This is a genomic window from Caballeronia sordidicola (assembly GCF_002220365.1).
Lineage (GTDB): Bacteria > Pseudomonadota > Gammaproteobacteria > Burkholderiales > Burkholderiaceae > Caballeronia > Caballeronia sordidicola_C.
This window is the reverse complement of record NZ_MTHB01000109.1, coordinates 168,510-188,383: the sequence shown is the minus strand read 5'-3', so window position 1 is coordinate 188,383 and position 19,874 is coordinate 168,510. Positions and strand designations below refer to the sequence as shown.

Below are 19,874 nucleotides of genomic sequence, written 5' to 3'. Positions count from 1 at the left end.
AGCGCCATCGGAACGTGAGGCGCAATGAACGCAGCCCCGGCCAGGTAATCACATGCCTTCGACCAGGATGCACCGATAGTCCGAACCCACGAACCGGTGCATTGATGCATCCTGATACTCCGGGTCGTGATACCACGCGCGGGCGGCATCGAATGAAGGGAATTCGAGGATCCAAACGCCCTCCGCGTTCGGACCTTCGAGTATTTCATGACGGCCGTTGTACGCGCGAAATGTCACGGGATGATTCGCGAAGACGGGCTGCGCTTTTTCCTTGTAACGGTCCAACTGATCGGCGTCGCGTGTTTTCTCGCGGATGAAAATGACGTAGGCGGGCATAGGGTTCCAGTGGTTCGTTGGCGGCGCGGGATTGATCCGGTGAAGTTCATGGTACGTTTAACTCCTGTCAAATACTGTCAGGAGTCAGGGTGTCACGAACCACTCGTTTATTGACCTTGCTGGAGAGGCTGCGCGCGAAGCGTGTGCCGGTGACCGCATCCGAACTCGCGTCGGACTTGGCTGTGTCCGAGCGCACGCTGTATCGCGACATTGCGACGCTGATTGAACAGGGCGCGCCGATACACGGCGAAGCAGGCATAGGGTACGTGCTCAGGCCGGGGTTGTTCCTGCCGCCTCTGATGTTGAGCGAAGACGAGATCGACGCCGTGGTGCTTGGTCTGCGGTATGTAGACCAACGCGGCGATGAGGTTCTACGCAAGGCCGCGGCTCAGGCGCTAGCGAAGATTGATGCTGTATTGAACGCGTCGGGCAAGGATGCCATGCTTGCCCCGACCGTTCATTCCGGCCCTCCAGTCCCGGATTTCCCCGTCAACGCCGTGCCGCTCACGAGCCTGCGCGCGGCCATTCGCGGCCAGTGCAAGCTGCGGATCGGGTATTTGGACGCGCAAGGCGAGCCGTCGGATCGAGTCGTCTGGCCGGTCGTGCTCGGCTTCCTGGACAATGTCCGCATTCTTGGCGCGTGGTGCGAAAAGCGCCGGGATTTCCGTAGTTTTCGCACCGACAGGATCGCGTCAGCCGATGAAACGGGCGAGCGGTATCCAGGGGCGAGGGCGGTGCTATTGAGCAGGTACCGGACGCATCTGGCGAAGTCGACGCCTTGGTAGGCGCGCAGTAATTCGCTTAAGCGTGGTCGGTATGCAGGTCTTCGCTTACCTGTTTCTCGCGTTGATCTCCTGCTCCGCGCTTTGCACAACCTGAGCGGAATAGAGTCCGAGAACGTCGACCACGACCAGCGCCGATGTTTTGCGTTCCGTCAAATCGACGGACGGATTCCGCGTGGACATGCGAACGGCGGCTTCACCCCGAAATCAGACCGTCGCACTTCCATGGCAACTGCTGCGTCGTCGGCCGAAGCAGGCCACCCGGGTGCAGACAGTAAGTGCCAGCCAGTGACCGCACCGTATACGGCACGTCAGGGCGAAAAGCGCTGCGAGACCACGCGCTATGCCGATCCCGCAGTCTCAACAATTTTTGTGAATCACTAGAGATCGGGAGTCATCTTTCTCGCGTCCAAAGGATAGCGTGCGATGTGGAGTTACCCGCGATTTGGCCGCGCTCGGTGATCCCGACAGCTTCGCTGAAGTCGTCCCCAGGGAGCGTGCCCAGGTCGGTCATCACTCCGCGTTCAAACAGAAAGGCGTGCGGGGAGTACGCGTTGTTCCCGATATCCGACTCGCCAACCACCTGGCCGCGATTGTTGATTCCAAAAGCGCTACTGTTGCTGCGGCCGGGAAGCGTGCCCAAGTCAGTCATCACCCCGTTTTCAAATAGAAAGGCGTGCACGAACCCGCTTGCGGTAGACGACACACCGACCACCTGGCCACGATCGTTGATCGCCTGAGCATGGCTGAGGCCGCCAACGGAGAGCGTGCCCAGGTCGGTCATCACACCATGCTCAAATAGAAAGGCGTGCTCGATCCCGCTTGCGGTGGACGAGTAGCCGACCACCTGGCCGCGATTGTTGATTCCCAAAGCTCCGCTTTCGTTGCCACCGGGGAGCGTGCCCAGGTCGGTCACCACCCCGTTTTCAAACAGAGCAGCGTGCACGTACCCGCGCAGGTTGGACGAGTTACCGACCACCTGGCCGCGTTCGTTGACCGCGGCAGCTGAGCTGGAGTTGCCACCGGGGAGCGTGCCCAGGTCGGTCATCACCCCGTGTTCGAACAGAAAGGCGTGGTCGTTCCCGCGTGCGGTGGTGGAGGCACCGACCACCTGGGCGCGGTTGTTGACCGCGGCGGCTGAGCTGAAGTTGCCACCGGGGAGTGTGCCCAGGTTGGTCACCACCCCGTTTTCAAACAGAGTAGCGTACGTGTTCCCGCTCGCGCCGATTGAGTAGCCGACCACCTGATCGCGCTCGTTGATCCCGAGAGCGTTGCTGTAGTTGCCACCGGGGAGCGCGCCGAGATCCTTGATGGTGAAACTTTGGCCTGCGGCAGGCTGGAATGCGGCGACCGCGAGCAGGGTGAAAGCAATCAGGGCGCGGTGGACAAAGTGCACACTGCCAATCCCCTTTCCTGGGACATAACCTGGATTGCGACCGGCCACTTGGCCGCAAGCGTGCCGAATGCTTTTTGACCAAGGCGCAGCCAATAAGAGGGAGGCAATCCTCACTGTCCCCTCTACGACCTTGGGCAAGCAACGGCGTGAAGCCACGAGTGAACGTTTAATCATGTTGACGTCTCCATTTAGCTGAAAGACTATTGGGTGTCGGTAAAGCCGAGGGGCGGCAAGCGTTTGTTTAGCTTCAGGTGCGTTCTGCGGATTTTCAGTGCCATCATTACCGTTTCAATGAAAACGGGCTCTCACAAGCAAAGAGAACCAAAGGCGGGCAGGCGCCAGATGCCTGCCAAAGCTAGCTGAACTTCCGACAACGCGCTACCGGACAGTCACGGGCATATGCACCAACATCGGCACGACTTCGATTGATTTGCGGTACAACGCGGTACACCTTGCGTCTCGATCCAGGCGCAGGTCGATAGAAATTCGAATTTTCTGGTAAATAATAAAAACCAGTCCATATGCCGTTCTCGCATCTGTATCGAGATAGATTGCGCTGGCTTGCACTAGAAAGCGCACATGGCTAGTTCGAGTTGCTGGCCAGCACAACCCGGACATGAGAACTGATCCACCATGGATCATCGTGGTCAATGACGAGGTCGCCCCTTATCCGCATGCCGTATTGGAAATTAGGAAATGTGTACAGATGGAAGCTATGGAGCAGTCTAGTCTATGGAATGCTTTTTTCAACTTATTAAATAGAGAGGCAGAATAATGACAATCAAAAATTGCGATGACTTACATTTGCTCGATAGTGGGTTAAACGACAACCAGGGTTGAGCGCTCGACCCACTCGACCTCTTACGCCCAATGCACTCGTTCATCGCTATCTACAAGACACGCGCGCCGGTGTCGCGAAACATCAAGTGCGTGATTCAAGACTCAGTAGATTAAATTGGCCGCGCTTGTGCAAACCGGCCGTGGGGCGGTTATAAAGCGAGTGGAATTGGACGCGATCTCTCGCGTGCGGGACTCGATGAATACACTGAACTGAAACATGCCTATGACAACTTCGAACCCAAGGCCATGGGCCGGTTTCGATCGACGTCAAAGGGTTCGACAACGCTTGATCGAAGAGCATGAAACGGCTTAGAAAAAAACCATGACAAACGAGTTTCACGAGAAAAACCGTCTTTCCTGGAACGCCGCTACGGCAGCGCATAACAGTCACAAGGGCGATCAGGCTGCATTTTTTCGTAATGGCGGTTCAACGTTGTTCCCCGAGGAAGTCGAGTTGCTTGGCGGCATAGACGGACTGGACCTGCTTCATCTGCAGTGCAATTCGGGACAGGACACCTTGAGTCTTGCGCGTCTAGGCGCCAACGTGACCGGTGTCGATATATCGGAAGAAGCCATTCGCTTCGCGCGAGACTTGTCGGCGCAAGCGCACATCCCGGCGACATTCCACCGCGCTGACTTGCTGACCTATTTCACCGAACAGGCACGGACGCCGGGCCGGTATGACCGCGTGTTCGCTTCTTATGGAACCCTGTGCTGGCTCTCCGATATCGACGCGTGGGCGCAAGGCGTCGCGCACTCCCTGAAGCCCGGTGGACGCTTCGTACTCGTTGAATTCCATCCTTTCCTGATGATCTTCGACGAGCAATGGGAAATGCGATACGACTATTTCGACCATTCGCCGATCGCAAGCGACGGGGTCAGCGATTACGTTGCGCTGTCACGCGAAGGACTGGTACCCGACGGCTACGAGGCCGGCTTTGAGGCCTTCGTGAACCCGCATCCGAGCGTCGAATTCTTTTGGGGAATCGGGGACGTTGTCTCGGCGTTGGCCAAAAGCGGACTGCTCATCGAGCAACTTCGAGAGTACCCGTACGCAAATGGTTGGAAGGGTTTTGACGGCATGCACGACAGCGGTGGTCGCCGCATGGTGCCTCCGCAAGACACGGTGCGCTTGCCGCTGATGTACGGAATCGCGGCGCGAAGACCGGAGTGATGAACGGGTCTTCCTGACACTTTGACACCGCTGCTTAGCTTTGGCGAAATCCGCGCAAGTGATGCCCGGTCTAATGAGTTGAGCGCGCAAGTCATGACTGGTGTTTAACAATCCACTTAACTTGCAAATGCGGGGCCGATCTGCTCGTGTTATTTTTCAGGAAAACGCATCCCATCACCTTACTTCCTGGAGAACGCCGATGACCGCCTTAGCCGCCGTTGCCGCCATACTTGCCGCGCTGTTAATGGGGGCGATGAGCCCGGGTCCGAGCTTTGTGCTGGTCGCACGCAACGCGATCGGATTGTCACGTGCGGACGGATTGGCGACCGCACTCGGTATGGGCGTGGGCGGCGTTTTCTTTAGCGGCGTCGCGCTTGCGGGGCTTTATACGCTGCTGTCGGCGGTGGAGTGGTTATATGTCGGCCTGAAGGTTGCCGGTGGGCTTTACCTGATCTACATCGCCTCGAAGATCTGGCGTGGAGCATCCAGTCCGCTGGTCGTGGATGACGGGCGGGACGCGCAACACCACAACTTGCGTAAATCATTCTGGATCGGCCTCACGACGCAACTCAGCAATCCGAAAACTGCCATCTGGTACGGCAGTATCTTCGCTGCCTTGTTGCCGCAACATCCTCCGCTCTGGTGTTACCTCATCCTGCCGCCTATGATCTTCGCGATAGAAGCAGGGTGGTACACCGTTGTCGCCTTGAGTTTCTCCAGCCGCCGTCCGCGCGAGCTTTATCTGCGGGCCAAGAAATGGATTGATCATTTTGCTGCAGGCGCAATTACCGCGCTGGGCCTTCGATTGATTTTCACCGCGCATAAAGCGGGTATCTGACGGCTATGCAACAACAGCCGCTGGCGGGCCCTCGTTAAGCGAGCAGTCCTGGTGGCTGATCATCCATGGCCGGCCGGCGGCTGTACGCGGCGCCGCTTGCGCCTCGGCGGGGTGCGGTAGTTTGATCTTGCCCGAGCAGCAACCGCAACCCGCTCCGTGGGCAGACGAAAGAACCGGCTCAAGCGCCGAACGTTCATTCACTGCATGCGCCGATCACTTGACACCGGAATGCGAGGACAACTGCGGCAAGAGGCTGGTGGCGCGCATCGCAGGTGGGGCGAATCGCGGCACCTGGATCGTGGTTTTCGAGGAGCATGACGACGGGCGCGATACGGCAGATCTGGCGCTGCGTTTCGGGCTGGCGCAGCGCGAGGCGGAGGTGTTGCTGTGGTCGTCGCGAGGCAAGACGAATCGCGATATCAGCGAAATTCTCGGGATGAAACCGCGGACTGTAAAGAAACACCTGGGCATATCTTTGAGAAGTTGGGGTGCAGACACGTACTGCTGCAGCGGCTACGGCAGTGAGCGAGGGCGGTGGGTTGGATCCGTAGTATAGACAGCGACAGGCGCTGCGATTCATTAGTGACTTGTTCCTGCCTGGAACCTTGAAAATTCGAGGTCAACTCAAATAAAGCTTGTTTGGAAGCTCGATTCCTCAAAAGATTTTCGCCGTCATCTGGCAATGCTGCCATCCACCGCTACCAAGATTTTCTTTCATTCGCACCAAAAAAATTTCTTGTATATACCGATTTTGTTGTCCTAGACTCGAGGCTATTCTCTTGTATAGACAAGCCGCAGCCAAAGACAGAAAAGGACGACCCGATGATCAAGCTCACCCCCGGCAAACTCACATTGCCCCAACTGCGCCGCATCGCGCGGGAACGCGTCCAGCTGTCACTGGATCCGGCAAGTCACGCGGTCATCGACGCATGCGCGAAAGCGGTGGAGGAGATCGCTGCGAAGGGTTTGCCGGCCTACGGGATCAATACGGGTTTCGGGCGGCTGGCAAACACTCACATTCCCGCCGATCAGCTTGAACTGTTGCAGCGCAATCTCGTGTTGTCTCATGCCGTGGGCGTGGGTGAGCCAATGGCGGCGCCGGTCGTTCGCCTGCTGATGGCGTTGAAACTATCGAGCCTCGGGCGCGGCCACTCGGGGATCAGGCGCGTTGTAATGGATGCGATGATCACGTTATTCAACGCAGATATCCTGCCGGTCATCCCGGTGAAAGGTTCTGTCGGTGCATCGGGCGACCTCGCGCCGCTCGCGCATATGTCGGGCGTGTTGCTGGGCATTGGTGAGGTGTTTATCGAAGGCAAGCAGGCTCCTGCACTCGATGGACTGAAAGCCGCCGGCCTCGAACCGCTGACGCTGCAGGCTAAAGAATGTCTCGCGCTGCTCAACGGCACGCAGGCTTCCACGGCGCTCGCGTTGTACAACATGTTCGCGATCGAAGACCTGTACCGCACGGGGCTGGTGTCCGGCGCGTTGTCGGTGGATGCCGCGATGGGTTCCGTCGTTCCGTTCGACGCCCGCATTCACACGCTGCGCGGTCACGCCGGACAGATCGATGCGGCGGCTGCCTATCGCACGTTGCTGGAAGGTTCAGCGATCAACTTGTCGCATCAGGATTGCGACAAGGTTCAGGACCCGTACAGCCTGCGTTGCCAGCCGCAAGTCATGGGCGCGTGCCTCGACCAGATGCGCCATGCGGCCGATGTTCTATTGATCGAAGCGAATGCCGTATCGGACAATCCGCTGATCTTCCCGGACACCGGCGAAGTGCTCTCTGGCGGCAATTTCCACGCGGAACCGGTTGCATTCGCCGCCGATAACCTCGCTATCGCCGCTGCGGAAATTGGTGCGCTGGCGGAGCGCCGGATCGCGTTGCTGATCGATGCGACGCTTTCCGGTTTGCCACCGTTTCTCGTACGCGATGGCGGCGTGAATTCGGGCTTCATGATCGCGCATGTGACGGCTGCGGCGCTGGCGTCGGAGAACAAGACCTACGCGCATCCGGCATCGGTCGATTCATTGCCGACATCGGCGAATCAGGAAGATCACGTCTCCATGGCGACGTTCGCCGCCCGCAAGCTCGGTTATATTGCGGAAAACGTCGCGCATATTCTTGCCATCGAATTGCTGGCGGCCGCGCAAGGCGTGGACCTTCGCGCGCCACATCAAACCAGCCCGCGCCTGCAGCCAGTCATGCAATCGATTCGCGCGGAGGTCGAGCATTATTCGCTCGATCACTACTTCGCACCGGACATAGTGGCCGTGACGAAGCAGGTAACAAGCGGAATGATTGCCGCATTCTGCCCGCTGCACTTCGCATCGGAAGGGGTGGCCTGAATTTTGAACGCGTGCGACAGCAGCGGTGATCAACCTTGCCGCTGCATGTTGTCGGCGCTGAACCTGCATCCCAACCGAGACCGTGTACCCGGATGCACGAAGCGCGCGATCATCAGATGCAAGCTTGCAATGGTTAGGCGTTCTTCAGGCTGCAGTTGTTGGTAAGCAGTTTTTTCGGACATCGCGACACCTTATACGAGACAGGTGTTGCAGATCACTTTTGAGGCCGCCAATCTAATCCGTCATGCGCGCTTATTGCACCGCATACGCGGTCTTGCTCAGTTCCTCAAACTTCTGCCGGCGCTCCTGTTCGCTTTGCAGGCGAGCCCATGTGCGCTCGTCCACCCGGTAACGGGAGTCGATGTAGGACGTGTCGCCTTGCGCCGGCCCATCGGTATGCACGGTCCTGATGGTATCGCCTCGCAGATTGCGCACCTCCAGCGTGTGTTCACCGGTCGCGGTGAGATAGAAGCCGTCCGGCAACAGCAGTGCCGCCTGGTTACGGTTGAGCCAGTCCACGGTCTGCTGCTGCTGATCGCGAGTGGCCTCGCGCATGAACGAGTTCGTGTCTTCATAAGATGTGGATGCGCTGGGAATATGCGTCGCAAAGTAAGTGGCGCCGGCCGGGAGCGCCGAATCCGGATCTTTGTCGAATTCATACTGGGTTCGTGCGCTGCCTGCGGTGTTGTCGTAGTACAGGTTGATGCTTTTCGGCGGCGCATAGGACTTGTTGCTGCCGTCGGTCAGCTTCCACTGCGAATAGTCGCTGTCGTAGTCCGCGCTGCTCACATACGCATAGCCCGCGTAGGAATAGCTGAGCACCTTGTGGTCTTCTTCGTGAATCAGGTGGTTGTCCGTGTAGCGGAACACGCCATTCTTGTTCTGCGGATCCGTGGGCGCATAGTCGAGATACAGGTAACCGTTGCTGCCCACCCGCAGGACTTCGTCTTCGCCCAATACCTTGGTGTGAAACCGGCCGTCGTCACCCATTCGGAACGCGTAATAACCGCTCACGTCGGCTGCGCTGTTCGTTACCGTGACGTCGGTGTCGTTGGGGCCGTTGGGGTGGAATAGCTGCCCCGGCGGCATATGCACGTTGCCCTGTAGCGTGCCGTAGGCGCCGTTGTGGGAGACGAGTTTCACTGTCCCGCGATAGTCGAGGCCTTGAGCCTGCTGGTCGCTCAGGTAACGGATTTTTTCCAGCGCGTGGTTGTAGAAGCTCGCCTGGGTCAGGTTTGGCTCTTGCCGCGGCGAAAAGACGGTTTTGCCGTCATGCTGCTGCGCCGTGGCGAACGGTCGATGCGCGCTGTCGCCCCAGGCCGGGTCGGTGCCGGCGAAGCGCGACAACTGTGGCTGGGCGCCAGCGGTGCGGGTCTGGTCGTAGACGTCCCAGCGATAGTCGGGATTAGCCGTGAATTTCCCGAGTTTGCCGTTTTCCATTTTTTGCCAGCCGCGAATCTGCGTGTAGTCGATGCGGCCCAGCGCGGCGACTTCGCCGGTGCCGGGACGACGGGCATTGGGGCCGAGCGTGGCATTGACGTCGATCATGTTGGGCGTGGGCGCGACCGCGTAGACGTAGCCGTTCTTTGCGTCGGTGAGTGCCGGATTCTGCTGCGCTGTCTCGGGCTTGCGGAAGGTGCCGAGATAGCCGGCACCGTCGATCACCGAGGGGTCGGCGGCGACGTCGAAGTTGTGCATATCGACGTTGACCTGGCCGAGTGGCGTCTGCTCGGCGCTGAAGCCGCCGAGTTTCTTCAGGTCTGCCGGCGAGACGACGGAGGGGCGGTACAGCGCCATTGGCTGGCGCTCGCTGTCGGTGTCGGCGCTACGCTTCAGGTCGTGGTGCGGCGGTTGGTAACCGGACGGACCTGGCTGGTCGAAGTCGGGTAGTCGCGGCAGGTCCGCCCGAGGTGGCGTGAGGGAAGGGATGGGGATGGGTAGAGGCGCAGGTTCGGGCCGGTCCGGCTGCGGGGACACGAGGGGCGGCGCGGGGATGGGTAGAGCGGGTGGTATTCCGTAGCTTCCACCTACGTCACCGAGGCGTTGTTGCGCCATCGGGTGCTGCAGCACATTCTGCATCGCGTAGTACGACGTGCTCGCCGATGTGAAGCCGCCGAGTCCGGGATAGGCCGCTTCATAGTAGTGGCTTAACGCGTATGTCATTTGACCGAAATTGTCGTAGCGCAATGCGCCTTGGCTTGGGTCATAGAGCGTGTAAGCGTCGTTGCGATAGTCGCCGGTCGCATGTAAGCGTTGAACGCAGAGCGCATGCGCCGGGCGTTCAACCGAAAAGACGCCACTGGGAGAGTTTGACAACGAGAGTCCGATCAGGGCAAACGTGTTGGGCTGTCCCATCGTTCGGCCCGGTGTGGTGTAAGGCGTGGCGAAATGGTCCTCGAGATCGGAGACCAGTTGAAGGCCACTTCGCAGCCCGTTGGTGCCGGGGTGCCGGGTATAGCCGGGCAACTCACGTGAGTCACCGCTCCATTGTCCGCTGCTCTGCAAGCTTCTGATGGAGCTGAGTACGGCTGATCTTATCTGTCCGCCTCGAGCATAAATTTTTCTCACCGCGTTGGCCGAATCGAACAGGTTCGCTCCGCGTGTGCTTGAGGCGGCGCCACGCATGACCAGCAATGTACAGCCGAGGCAACCCGATTCGATTCGACGCCCTTGCGCGACGGCTTGAACCCTTGGATTGCTTGCCATGTCGTCCTGGTTAAGATAAGACGACGTGACACCGCTTGCCGCTGACGCGGGCCGATAAAGCGTGTCCGCAATCGCGAACCGGGCCGCCTCTTCCGGCGTCGGATGAGCTGGTGCCAGGCTTGGACGCAGATTCACGGTCAAGCCGTGAAACTGAACGCTGGTGGCGCCAGCTGGAATGCCGGCAGGTGCTGGCGGCGGCGAAGTTGGCGAGCGCGGTATGCGGCCGTTTTCGCTGGAGGCGGCATGCAGCATGCGCTCGTCAGTCTGATAAGACGACGTGACGCCGCTTGCCGCTGACGCGGGCCGATAAAGCGTGTCCGCAACCCCGGACTGGGCCGCCTGTTCCGGCGTTGGTTGAGCTGGTGCCAGGCTTGGACGCGGATTCACGGTCAAGCCGTGAATCTGAACGCTGGTGGCGCCAGCTGGAATACCGGAAGGTCCTGGCGGCGAAGTTGGTGAGCGCGGTATGCGGCCGTTTTCGCTGGCGGCTGCATTCAGGATGCGCTCGTAAGTCTCTTTGGGCGATGGTTGTTTGCGATCGACCACTTCGCTTGGGAGACTCCCCGCGTCGGCGGGCCTCAGGGGGCGCCGGGTGTCCGACGAAGCCGCATCGTCTATGGGCTCGCCGGTGATGGCAATTTCTCTATAGCTGTCAACGCGCATGGAAACTTCCTGATCTTCGAAATGATGAAATCACGTCAAGCCGCGCAGGCGTTTCGCCCTCAGCCGCGGCGCCCGGGATCTGCCTTTATCTGCTTTTGCATCGTTCGTGTCGTTGCTTTTAGACCGCGTTACGCGTTCGTCTAGCCCGTCTTGCTTGGCTCCTCAAACGGTTGCCTGGACTTCTTTCGCTCTGCAGGAAGGGGAGCGATGCGCTCGTGGTAGATCCTTCAACTCGCATGACATGTACCTCCGGTTGTCGGGCCACATCGAGTCAGGATTGGATGCCGGCCCGGTTTCAATATTGATCAGTCTTGCATATTAAAAATGGCGGGGTGAGATACCGGGTTAGTGCGGCGCAAGGCGCTGCAATCATCGCTATCCGAGGGATGCGGGGAATGGCTCGCGCCAAAGAAAAAGGCACGTCCGCAGACGTGCCTTTTTACGAGCGCTGCAAAACTGAGGCCAGTTTATTTCACGCGCATGCCCGGCTTCGCGCCGCTATCCGGCTCGAGCATGTAGAGGCCCGGTTCGGTTTTTTCGTCGGTGGCCGAGGCCGCCAGCGCCATCCCTTCGGACAGGCTGAACTTCATCTTGCTTTCACGGCTCACAAAGCCGGTATCTGACGGCGATGCAACAACAGCCACCGGCGAGCCTTCGTTTCGCGGGCCCGTCAGGCGGCTGACGATCCACGCCTGGTTAACGGATATTCCTCGACATCGCCGCCACGAAAATTGGCACGTTGGCGCGGCGCCGGATCGCATGGCTGACCGATGCGACGCTTTGCGCCGATGTCGCACGCGCTCGAGTTCAAGTTCATGTTCAAGTGGTCAACTCTGCCGCTGCATATTGTCGGCGCTGAACCTGCATCCCAACCGATACCGCGTGCCCGGATGCACGAAGCGCGCGAACGTCACCGCTACGTTATTCGCCCAGGTCCGCCGCACGAGCGTGAGACATGGCTGGTCCGGGCCGATCTCAAGTAGTTTCGCATCCGCACGCGAGGGCAGCACCGCGTCAACTACGTGCTCGACCTCGTGCGCCGGCACGGTATTGAACAGATACTCCGAGGGCCGCACCGTCGCGAAATCCTGCTCGAGAAAATGCGGGGCGACGTCAGGATTCACGTAACGGTCTTCGAGCTGAACCGGAACGCCGTTCTCGCGATGGACGCACACAACATGGAATACCGACGCACCCGGTGCGAGTCCGAGTGCCGCCGATACATCACTGGCCGCCGCCTCACGCGCAGCGTGCACGATCGTATAGCCGTACTCGTGTCCGCGTGCGCGAATTTCATCGCCTATGTGCGCGATCATCAGCAGCGTCGACTGCGGTTTTTCTTCCGCGATAAACGTTCCCACGCCTGAGAAGCGCGTCAGCACGCCTTGCTCGGTGAGCTCGCGCAACGCGCGGTTGATCGTCATGCGCGACACGCCCAGCTCGCCGACCAAGGTCATCTCCGATGGAATCCGGTCGCCGGGACGCCACTCGCCGGAGAGGATGCGCGTGCGGATATGTTCCTTCACACGCTCGTAGCGCGCGAGCGGCGCGGTGGCGGATGCCGGATTCGAAAGGCTGGTTGTATTCATGTCTCGCTCAGGTATGGCTCAGGTATGGCTCAGTTTTCGTTATATCCCGCTGGTTCGGTACTCACGTGGACCGCACTCGCCGACGGTTCCTCACGTCGCGCCCAGAACGCGTTCCGGTCGAGATAGTTCTGCAGGAACTGTTTAAGCCTCGGCTGTTGCGCGTTGTGAAACACGTCTTCGGGCGATCCTTGCGCCTCAATTTTGCCATGATCGATGAAGACGACCGTATCCGCGACCTGCGCGGCGAAGCCCATTTCATGCGTGACGATCACCATCGTCATACCGTCGTTCGCGAGGTTCTTCATCACTTGCAGCACTTCGCCGACCAACTCGGGATCGAGTGCGGAGGTGGGTTCGTCGAACAGCATGATGTGCGGTTCCATTGCCAGCGCGCGGGCAATGGCCACACGCTGCTGTTGCCCGCCGGAGAGCCGTGCCGGATGATTGTCCGGGCGATCGGCGAGACCGACCTTGTCGAGCATGGCCAGCGCGCGCTTGCGAGCCTCGGCCTTGGGAAGCTTGCGCACGCGCACCAGCGCCTCGGCCACGTTCTCAACGGCCGTCATATGAGGCCATAAGTTGAACTGCTGGAACACCATGCCCACGTTGCGCCGCACGCGGTTGATCTCGGCTTGCGGCGCCCGCACGCGCCGGCCGTTGCGATCGGTGACGTAACCGATCAATTCGCCTTCAATATAGATCTCGCCTTCGCTATATTCCTCGAGGAATGCAAGCGAGCGCAGCAGGGTGCTTTTTCCCGAACCCGACGGTCCGATGATGCAGGTCACCTCCGACTTGCGCACGGCGAGCGACACGTCGTCGAGCACTTTCAGCGCGCCGAAATGCTTGCCGACATGCCGCGCATCGACAAGATATTCGGCGGGCGTCAGCGTGTTTTCAGAATTCGGTTTCTTCATGACGGGTTCTTCGTGATTCAGCGCTCGGTTTGATGGGGGTCTAAGCGTATTCACCGTGTGAGGAAGCGGCCTACGCGGATCTCGACCCACTGTCCGGCTCGCGACGCCACTTCCACGAGCACGAGATAACACACGCACAGTGCGAGCAAGGTTTCGACGAACGCAAACCGCTCCGAGCCAATACCGGTCAGCACGAACGTCAGCTCCGGCACGGTGACGACCGACAACACTGCAGTTTCCTTGCTCAGCACAATGATCAGGTTGGTCAGCGCCGGCACGATGATGACGAGCATCTGCGGCAACTGTACGCGCATGATGACTTGCAGCCGCGTGAAGCCGAGACACTCGGCGGCTTCTATGTGACCGCGCGGCACCGAGGTAAAACCGGAGCGGAACGCTTCCGCGAAATATGCGCTGCCATAGAGCCCTAGCCCGACAATGCCTGCCGTCAGTGGCTCAAGTGAAAGCCCAAGCGAAGGGCCGCCGTAATACAGCACGAAAAGCTGCACGAGAAACGGCGTTCCCCGGAACACCTCTATGTAGGCACGCAAGAATCCGCGGACCCATTTGCCGCAGAAAATTTGCAGCAGGGCGATGGCGAAACCGATCGCCATGCCGATCAACACGCCGCCAATCCACACGGCGATGGTTGTCGCAAACCCTTCGGCGAGGGCGGGAAGGGAGTCGGTGAGGACCGTAGGGTCGAATTGAATGGCCATGGGTATGCCTTCCTATGCCCGTTCCATGCGGCGTTCTGCGCGATGCCCGGCCAGCGACAACGCCCCGTTGATGACCAGGTACACCAGCCCGGCGGCAACATACGCCTCCAGCGGCCGATACGTGCTGGCGGCAATGTTCTGCGCGGTGCGCGTGATATCAGCGACACCGACGACTGAAATCAACGACGACGCTTTCACCAGCATCACCATCTCATTGACGAGCGAGGGCATCGTCGTGCGCAGCGCCTGAGGCACCTGGATACGCAGCACGGCATGCAACCGTGATAAACCGAGCAACTGCGCCGCTTCGAGCTGTCCATGCGGAATGCCGATAAATCCACCCCGCAGGATCTCCGCAAGATAAGCGGCTTCGCATAGCGAAACGGCGGCGGCGGCGGCCACGAGCGGCGGCACGTTGATGCCGATGAAGGGCAGGAAATAGTAAGTGAGCAAAAGCTGCACGAGCAACGGTACGCCGCGAAAGAAGCCGACATACGCGCCGCCCAGCTTCGAGACGAAGCGGTTCTTCGAGAGCCGGGCGCTGCACACGGCGATCGCGACAATGAAGCCGACCACCAACCCAACGAGTGAAATCAGGATCGTGGCTTGCGCAGCCTTGATCAGATAGGGAAGGGCATCAAGCAACGCGTGAAGGCTGAACATGGGCTGTCCGGCAAGGAGCAAGGCGCTCAAGCGCCCTGCAGGGCATCAATGGTTCGCTGATTCAGCAGTTCAATAGTTAGGCGAAGGCATGGTGGTGGGCGTGTCCATTGTTACGCCGAACCACTTCTTTTGCAGAGCAGCGAGACGGCCATCACCGTGCATCTTGACGATCGCCTGATTGATCGCGTCGATGAGCGGCTTGCTGTCCGCGTCCTTGCGGCCGAGATAAGCGAAATACACCTTCGTGCCGAACGGAGGCTGAACGACAGCAAATGTGTCCGGACGCTGGCGCGCCACATAAGCGATGTTCGGCAACGAATTGCCCACGGCAACAATCCGGCCAGCGGCAAGGTCCGCATAGGCCTGGTTGTTGTCGATGTATTCACGCACGCTCGTCTTGCCCGGCAGCGTCGCAACGTACTGCTTCAACTGGTCGAGTTGCGCCGAACCCTTGCCGCCGCCGACTGCCTTGCCGGCGACGTCGGCGTTCGTCTTGATGCTGGAGTCGTTCGCGCGTTTGAGCAACGCGACGGTGCCGTCGGCAATCGGCAGGGTGAACTCATAACGCTCCATGCGCGCCTTGGTGATCGTCACCGGGCCGCTGACAATATCGAACTTGCCGGCTTCGAGACCCGGCAGCACGCTTGGCCACGGCAGGTCGATGGAGCGTACTTTCACACCCAGTTCCTTCGACAACTCGGCGAAGAAGTCTTTATTGAAGCCTTGTTGCTGACCGTTTTCCAGGAAGTCGAACGGTGCGAACTGCATCTCGGTTCCGACCACCAGTTCGCCAGCCTTCTTGACCTTCGCCAACTGGTCTTCCGCGTGCGCCGAAACCGCTGTCGCGACCAGTGCGGCCACGAGCAGACGACCCTTCCACTTCGAGAAAAAATTCATTGTTGAACTCCCTTGGTTAAAGTGCTCCCGGCTTGGGCAAAGATGCGAACCGGTGCGCCGACCTGCATGTGGTGCGATTCAGTATATACCGTCAATTTGCGTTGCCAAGCGTGTCAAAAATACTTCTTGCCGCACCATTCCAAGGCTTACGGACTTCGCGAAAACGCCGGGTTGCGCTCGGCTAATTGGCGGTATATACAGACACTTGATCCGGATTTCGGCGGGCGCTCACGGCTTATCCGCAGACGCTTGCGCGCAGGTCTGGGCAGCGCGGAGCCGGTCATGACGGGTTCCGCGCAGACACTGCATGACGACGCGCGGGTAAAACGTTTTTTGGATCGGCCGCGCGTCTTGCGCCGGTTCGGCACGATGCCCGTCACACATGCGAAGAGGCCCGTTCGGCCCGCACGGTATAGACGGCGATAAAACTTCGGAGCACCTGGATGACCTCGATTTCTCACATCCCCGTCGTCGATCTGGCGGCAGTTCGTGCGTTGGATCCCGCTGGCTTGCGCGAAGCCGCCGCCGCGATCCGTGACGCGTGCACGAGCATCGGCTTCTTCTACGTCAGCAATCACGGCGTACCGACCGATGTGCTCGAAGGCGCGGTGAAAGCGGCGCGCGAATTCTTTGCGTATCCGCCGGAAGTGAAGCGGCGTGCCGCGGTGAATCATCGGCATCGCGGCTTTAATGCGCTTGGCGACGCGCTCATGTATCAGGCCACCAAGCCTGACTACAAGGAGTTTTTCAGCATCGGCCTGGAGTTGCCGGAAGACGATCCGAGCGTGCTTGCCGGTGAAGCGCTGCGCGGCCCGAATAATTGGCCTGACTTCATGCCGTCGCTGCAGCCGGCACTCTATGGCTACTACGAAGCGATCGGCGCGTGCGGCGCGGATTTGTTGCGGGCGGTTGCGGTGAGCCTGGATATCGACGAAATGTTTTTCGTGAGCAAATATACGAAGCGCATGCAGCGCACACAGATGGTCTATTCCCCGCCGCAAGCGCCCAAGTCCGACGCGGATCAGTTCGGTGTCGCGCCGCATACGGACTACGGGTGCATCACGCTGCTGTGGCAGGACAACGTGGGTGGCTTGCAGGTGAAGGAGCTTGCAACCGACAGCTGGATCGACGCGCCGCCCATTCCGGGAACGCTGGTGGTGAACGTTGGTGACCTGTTGGCGCGCTGGTCGAACGATCGCTTTCGTTCGACGCTGCATCGCGTCATCAATCGCTCCGGGCAGGAGCGTTATTCGATCGCGACCTTCTACGATCCGACTTATGGCGCGAGCGTGGACCCGCGCGATCTCGGTCTTGAGGGCGTGCGGCCGCTGTATGAACCGGTGGCTGCGGGCGACTACATCCTGGGGCGGATCAACGATTCCATGGGTTATAGAAAGAAGCGCGCGAATGGCTGAGCAAACCATGAAAGCAATAGTACAAACGCTGATTGATGCACTCGGCGCCGAGTCCGTGCGTTTCGGCGATGCCATTGAACCGCGCTATCTCGGCGACTGGAGTGGTCGCTCGCCAGTGCCACCGTTGGCGGTCGTGCTGCCGCGTTCAACCGACGAAGTCGCCACCGTGCTGCGCCTGTGCAATGAGGCACGTCAGAGCGTTGTCCCGCAGGGCGGCATGACCGGGCTGGCGGGCGGCGCCATTCCTTCCAGTGGCGACATCTGCCTGTCGCTCGAACGGCTGGTGGGGATCGAAGAGGTTGATCGCGCGTCGGCGACCATGACGGTGCTTGCCGGTACCACATTGCAAACCGTGCAGGACGCCGCGCAGGAAGCGGGGTTCGAATTTGCCCTCGATCTCGGCGCGCGCGGTTCGTGTCAGATAGGCGGCAACCTCGCCACGAACGCGGGCGGCGTGCGCGTGCTGCAGTCCGGCACAGCCCGCGATCAGGTACTCGGACTTGAAGCGGTGCTTGCCGACGGCAGCGTGCTCAGTTCAATGAACAAGATGGTCAAGAACAATACGGGCTACGACTTGCGCAACCTGTTCATCGGATCGGAGGGAACGCTTGGGGTGATCACGCGTGCGGTACTGCGTTTGAAACCCCGCCGTGCCGCGCGCAATACCGCGCTGTGTGCGCTTAGCGATTACGACGGCGCGGTTGCGTTGCTGCGCTCGCTGCAAGCCACATTCGGCGATGAAATCGGCGCGTTCGAAATCATGTGGCCGGAGTTCTACGACTTCGGCGTCGCGCTGACACGCTCCCGGCAATCGCCGCTTGGCGAAGCTTATCCGCTCTATGCATTAATCGAACAGGCCGGGTTCTCCGACGATCACGGTGAGCGATTCGCCGCTGCACTCAACGCACAGCTTGAAGCGGGCGTAGTGATGGACGCGGTTGTCGCACAGTCACAGGCGGAGACTCAGGCATTGTGGGCGATTCGCGAGGCGACGGCCGAGTTGCCGGTGAAAATCGAGCCGATCAATTTCGATGTGAGCTTGCCGATAGGCGAGATTGGCCATTTCGTCAACGCCTGCCGCAAGGACTTCACTGCACGCTGGCCGACACATTACGGTTTGTATTTCGGCCACATCGGCGACTCGAACCTGCATGTCACGCTCGATGCACGTTCGATTCCCGGCGTGACGGTGGAAGAAGTCGACCATGCGCTGTACGGCATGGTTCGCGACTACAGCGGGTCCATATCGGCGGAACACGGCATTGGCGTGCTTAAGCGGCCGTTCCTGGGCTACTCGCGCAGTCCCGCCGAACTTGCTTGCATGCAGGCGATCAAGCATGCCCTCGATCCGCACGGCATCCTCAATCCCGGCAAGGTGCTGCCCGCCGCGGGCGATCAAGACGCTCGAAACGAACAAGGAACCCAATGAGCGTGACCGCTTTTATAGAAAGCCTGCGTGCTGAAGTGCGCGGCCTGCCTGCGTACAACGCGGGGTTATCGGGGGAATTCGTGCGGGCGCGCTATGGCCTCTCGCATGTCGCCAAGCTTGGCAGCAATGAAAATCCACGTGGCGCGAGCGCGGCCGTGCTTGCGCATCTTGCCCGGTTCACCACGACCGGCACGCTCGCGCTTTATCCCGATCCTTCATGCAGCGCATTGCGCGCGCTGATTGCTGACCGGCTCTCAGTCGATCACGAGCAGTTGTTGTTCGGAAACGGCTCCGAAGACTTGCTCGCCATTGCAGCCCATACGTTCCTCGCGCCCGGCGATGAAGTGATCACCGTGATCCCGTCATTTGGCTTACACATCATCTATCCGCAGAGTGTTGGCGCGAAGGTGGTCACGGTACCGATGCGGTCGGACTTCGAATTCGATGTCGACGCATTGGTCGCCGCCATCTCGCCACGTACGCGCATGTTGATTATCAGCAATCCTAGTAATCCGGTTGGATGCGCGATGGATACTGCTGAAATGCGTCGGTTGCTGAGCGCGGTGTCGCCGGGAACACTGGTGTTGTGGGACGAAGCCTATTTCGAATATGCCTCCGATGAACACGGTTACCCGGACAGTCTTGCCGTGCTGCGCGAATCAGGTTTGCCGTGGTTGTTATTGCGTACCTTTTCGAAGGCCTATGGATTGGCGGCACTGCGAGTGGGATACGGCGTGGCGTCGGCGCCGGAACTCGCCGGGCTGATGAACCGCGTGCGTACGCCGTTTAATATCAACCAGATTGCGCAGCAGGCGGCAGCCGTGGCGTTTGGCGATCAGGCGCATGTTGCGGCGAGCGTTGCGGATGCGCGCTCCGGTCGCGAATGGATGCGCGCTAGGTTGGTCGGGCTGGGTGTGAGTCCGGCACGTTCGCGCGCGAATTTCCTTTTCTTCGATTGCGGGGAGAACGCGGCCAAGCTCGCTGGGAGGATGCTGGAGGATGGGGTGATTGTGAAGCCCTGGCGCGAACCGGGTTATGAAAACTGCATGCGAGTCAGCGTTGGCAGCGCCGCGGATAATGCTTTGTTTATCGAGTCGTTCAAAAGGCGTCGGACGATGTGATTGGTTCGCGCCGGCGCAACGTTAATCTGTTCACCGG

18 protein-coding genes and 1 pseudogene are annotated in these 19,874 nt (G+C 59.8%); 9 read left to right on the top strand and 10 right to left on the bottom strand.

What is annotated here, in order from left to right; translation table 11 throughout:
* Positions 1-48: 48 nt before the first annotated feature.
* Entirely contained in the window at positions 49-336 is a 288-nt protein-coding gene (locus BSU04_RS16905; protein WP_089161668.1) for a DUF1330 domain-containing protein, read from the bottom strand.
* A gap of 89 nt (positions 337-425) precedes the next feature.
* Between BSU04_RS16905 and BSU04_RS16900 the strand changes: the two genes are divergently transcribed.
* Entirely contained in the window at positions 426-1,121 is a 696-nt protein-coding gene (locus BSU04_RS16900) for a helix-turn-helix transcriptional regulator (protein WP_089161667.1), read from the top strand.
* Positions 1,122-1,166: 45 nt separating this feature from the next.
* Here the strand turns inward: BSU04_RS16900 and BSU04_RS47660 are convergent, their stop codons facing one another.
* Both BSU04_RS47660 and BSU04_RS16895 read right to left on the bottom strand, forming a co-directional pair.
* On the bottom strand, positions 1,167-1,301 hold the full coding sequence (locus BSU04_RS47660; RefSeq protein WP_256982879.1) for a hypothetical protein: 135 nt from the start codon (positions 1,299-1,301) through the stop codon (positions 1,167-1,169).
* 211 nt (positions 1,302-1,512) lie between these two features.
* Positions 1,513-2,514: an HAF repeat-containing protein gene (locus BSU04_RS16895; RefSeq protein WP_256982878.1), complete on the bottom strand. Its 1,002-nt coding sequence runs from the start codon at positions 2,512-2,514 to the stop codon at positions 1,513-1,515.
* Between the two features lie 954 nt (positions 2,515-3,468).
* Between BSU04_RS16895 and BSU04_RS45485 the strand changes: the two genes are divergently transcribed.
* From BSU04_RS45485 to hutH, 5 genes and pseudogenes are all read left to right on the top strand, one after another.
* On the top strand, positions 3,469-3,657 hold the full coding sequence (locus tag BSU04_RS45485; protein WP_256982900.1) for an aldehyde dehydrogenase family protein: 189 nt from the start codon (positions 3,469-3,471) through the stop codon (positions 3,655-3,657).
* A gap of 19 nt (positions 3,658-3,676) precedes the next feature.
* Positions 3,677-4,528 (top strand): class I SAM-dependent methyltransferase, encoded by an 852-nt coding sequence (locus BSU04_RS16890; RefSeq protein ID WP_089161666.1) that lies wholly within the window; start codon positions 3,677-3,679, stop codon positions 4,526-4,528.
* A 199-nt stretch (positions 4,529-4,727) separates the two neighbouring features.
* Entirely contained in the window at positions 4,728-5,366 is a 639-nt protein-coding gene (locus BSU04_RS16885) for a LysE family translocator (protein WP_089161665.1), read from the top strand.
* Between the two features lie 358 nt (positions 5,367-5,724).
* A pseudogene (locus BSU04_RS48800) lies at positions 5,725-5,917 on the top strand (helix-turn-helix domain-containing protein); the annotation flags it as partial.
* A 271-nt stretch (positions 5,918-6,188) separates the two neighbouring features.
* Entirely contained in the window at positions 6,189-7,718 is a 1,530-nt protein-coding gene (gene hutH / locus BSU04_RS16875; protein ID WP_089161664.1) for a histidine ammonia-lyase, read from the top strand.
* Positions 7,719-7,970: 252 nt separating this feature from the next.
* Here hutH and BSU04_RS16870 read toward each other — a convergent pair whose 3' ends face one another.
* The 7 genes from BSU04_RS16870 to BSU04_RS16845 all read right to left on the bottom strand — a co-directional run bounded on the left by BSU04_RS16870 (position 7,971) and on the right by BSU04_RS16845 (position 15,872).
* The gene (locus BSU04_RS16870) at positions 7,971-11,087 is read right to left on the bottom strand and encodes an enterotoxin A family protein (RefSeq protein WP_089161663.1); all 3,117 of its coding nucleotides are present in this window, start codon (positions 11,085-11,087) and stop codon (positions 7,971-7,973) included.
* Positions 11,088-11,554: 467 nt separating this feature from the next.
* On the bottom strand, positions 11,555-11,677 hold the full coding sequence (locus BSU04_RS47655) for a hypothetical protein (RefSeq protein WP_256982905.1): 123 nt from the start codon (positions 11,675-11,677) through the stop codon (positions 11,555-11,557).
* A gap of 237 nt (positions 11,678-11,914) precedes the next feature.
* Positions 11,915-12,676, bottom strand: coding sequence for a histidine utilization repressor (hutC, locus tag BSU04_RS16865; protein WP_089161662.1), 762 nt, complete (start codon positions 12,674-12,676; stop codon positions 11,915-11,917).
* A 29-nt stretch (positions 12,677-12,705) separates the two neighbouring features.
* A complete protein-coding gene (locus BSU04_RS16860; RefSeq protein WP_089161661.1) occupies positions 12,706-13,593 on the bottom strand; it encodes an amino acid ABC transporter ATP-binding protein in 888 nt (295 codons plus the stop codon).
* Between the two features lie 50 nt (positions 13,594-13,643).
* On the bottom strand, positions 13,644-14,312 hold the full coding sequence (locus BSU04_RS16855) for an amino acid ABC transporter permease (RefSeq protein ID WP_089161660.1): 669 nt from the start codon (positions 14,310-14,312) through the stop codon (positions 13,644-13,646).
* A gap of 12 nt (positions 14,313-14,324) precedes the next feature.
* Positions 14,325-14,975 carry an amino acid ABC transporter permease gene (locus tag BSU04_RS16850; protein WP_089161659.1) on the bottom strand — a complete coding sequence of 217 codons (651 nt, stop codon included), beginning with the start codon at positions 14,973-14,975 and terminating at the stop codon, positions 14,325-14,327.
* 69 nt (positions 14,976-15,044) lie between these two features.
* Positions 15,045-15,872, bottom strand: coding sequence for a transporter substrate-binding domain-containing protein (locus tag BSU04_RS16845; protein ID WP_089161658.1), 828 nt, complete (start codon positions 15,870-15,872; stop codon positions 15,045-15,047).
* A gap of 443 nt (positions 15,873-16,315) precedes the next feature.
* On the opposite strand from BSU04_RS16845, the gene BSU04_RS16840 reads away from it, so the two are divergent.
* From BSU04_RS16840 to BSU04_RS16830, 3 genes are read left to right on the top strand one after another with little or no spacing between them, the layout of a single operon-like run.
* Positions 16,316-17,287 carry an isopenicillin N synthase family dioxygenase gene (locus BSU04_RS16840; RefSeq protein WP_089161657.1) on the top strand — a complete coding sequence of 324 codons (972 nt, stop codon included), beginning with the start codon at positions 16,316-16,318 and terminating at the stop codon, positions 17,285-17,287.
* Positions 17,280-18,716, top strand: coding sequence for an FAD-binding oxidoreductase (locus BSU04_RS16835; RefSeq protein ID WP_089161656.1), 1,437 nt, complete (start codon positions 17,280-17,282; stop codon positions 18,714-18,716). Before BSU04_RS16840 ends, BSU04_RS16835 begins: the two co-directional genes overlap by 8 nt.
* The gene (locus BSU04_RS16830; protein ID WP_089161655.1) at positions 18,713-19,837 is read left to right on the top strand and encodes an aminotransferase class I/II-fold pyridoxal phosphate-dependent enzyme; all 1,125 of its coding nucleotides are present in this window, start codon (positions 18,713-18,715) and stop codon (positions 19,835-19,837) included. Before BSU04_RS16835 ends, BSU04_RS16830 begins: the two co-directional genes overlap by 4 nt.
* The last annotated feature ends 37 nt before the right edge of the window (positions 19,838-19,874 follow it).

Coding starts and splice junctions, on each gene's coding strand:
- BSU04_RS16905 (WP_089161668.1), bottom strand. CDS start 336: ATGCCCGCCTACGTCATTTTCATCCGCGAGAAAACACGCGACGCCGAT.
- BSU04_RS47660 (WP_256982879.1), bottom strand. CDS start 1,301: ATGTCCACGCGGAATCCGTCCGTCGATTTGACGGAACGCAAAACATCG.
- BSU04_RS16890 (WP_089161666.1), top strand. CDS start 3,677: ATGACAAACGAGTTTCACGAGAAAAACCGTCTTTCCTGGAACGCCGCT.
- BSU04_RS16885 (WP_089161665.1), top strand. CDS start 4,728: ATGACCGCCTTAGCCGCCGTTGCCGCCATACTTGCCGCGCTGTTAATG.
- hutH (WP_089161664.1), top strand. CDS start 6,189: ATGATCAAGCTCACCCCCGGCAAACTCACATTGCCCCAACTGCGCCGC.
- BSU04_RS16870 (WP_089161663.1), bottom strand. CDS start 11,087: ATGCGCGTTGACAGCTATAGAGAAATTGCCATCACCGGCGAGCCCATA.
- BSU04_RS47655 (WP_256982905.1), bottom strand. CDS start 11,677: ATGAAGTTCAGCCTGTCCGAAGGGATGGCGCTGGCGGCCTCGGCCACC.
- hutC (WP_089161662.1), bottom strand. CDS start 12,676: ATGAATACAACCAGCCTTTCGAATCCGGCATCCGCCACCGCGCCGCTC.
- BSU04_RS16860 (WP_089161661.1), bottom strand. CDS start 13,593: ATGAAGAAACCGAATTCTGAAAACACGCTGACGCCCGCCGAATATCTT.
- BSU04_RS16855 (WP_089161660.1), bottom strand. CDS start 14,312: ATGGCCATTCAATTCGACCCTACGGTCCTCACCGACTCCCTTCCCGCC.
- BSU04_RS16850 (WP_089161659.1), bottom strand. CDS start 14,975: ATGTTCAGCCTTCACGCGTTGCTTGATGCCCTTCCCTATCTGATCAAG.
- BSU04_RS16845 (WP_089161658.1), bottom strand. CDS start 15,872: ATGAATTTTTTCTCGAAGTGGAAGGGTCGTCTGCTCGTGGCCGCACTG.
- BSU04_RS16840 (WP_089161657.1), top strand. CDS start 16,316: ATGACCTCGATTTCTCACATCCCCGTCGTCGATCTGGCGGCAGTTCGT.
- BSU04_RS16835 (WP_089161656.1), top strand. CDS start 17,280: ATGGCTGAGCAAACCATGAAAGCAATAGTACAAACGCTGATTGATGCA.
- BSU04_RS16830 (WP_089161655.1), top strand. CDS start 18,713: ATGAGCGTGACCGCTTTTATAGAAAGCCTGCGTGCTGAAGTGCGCGGC.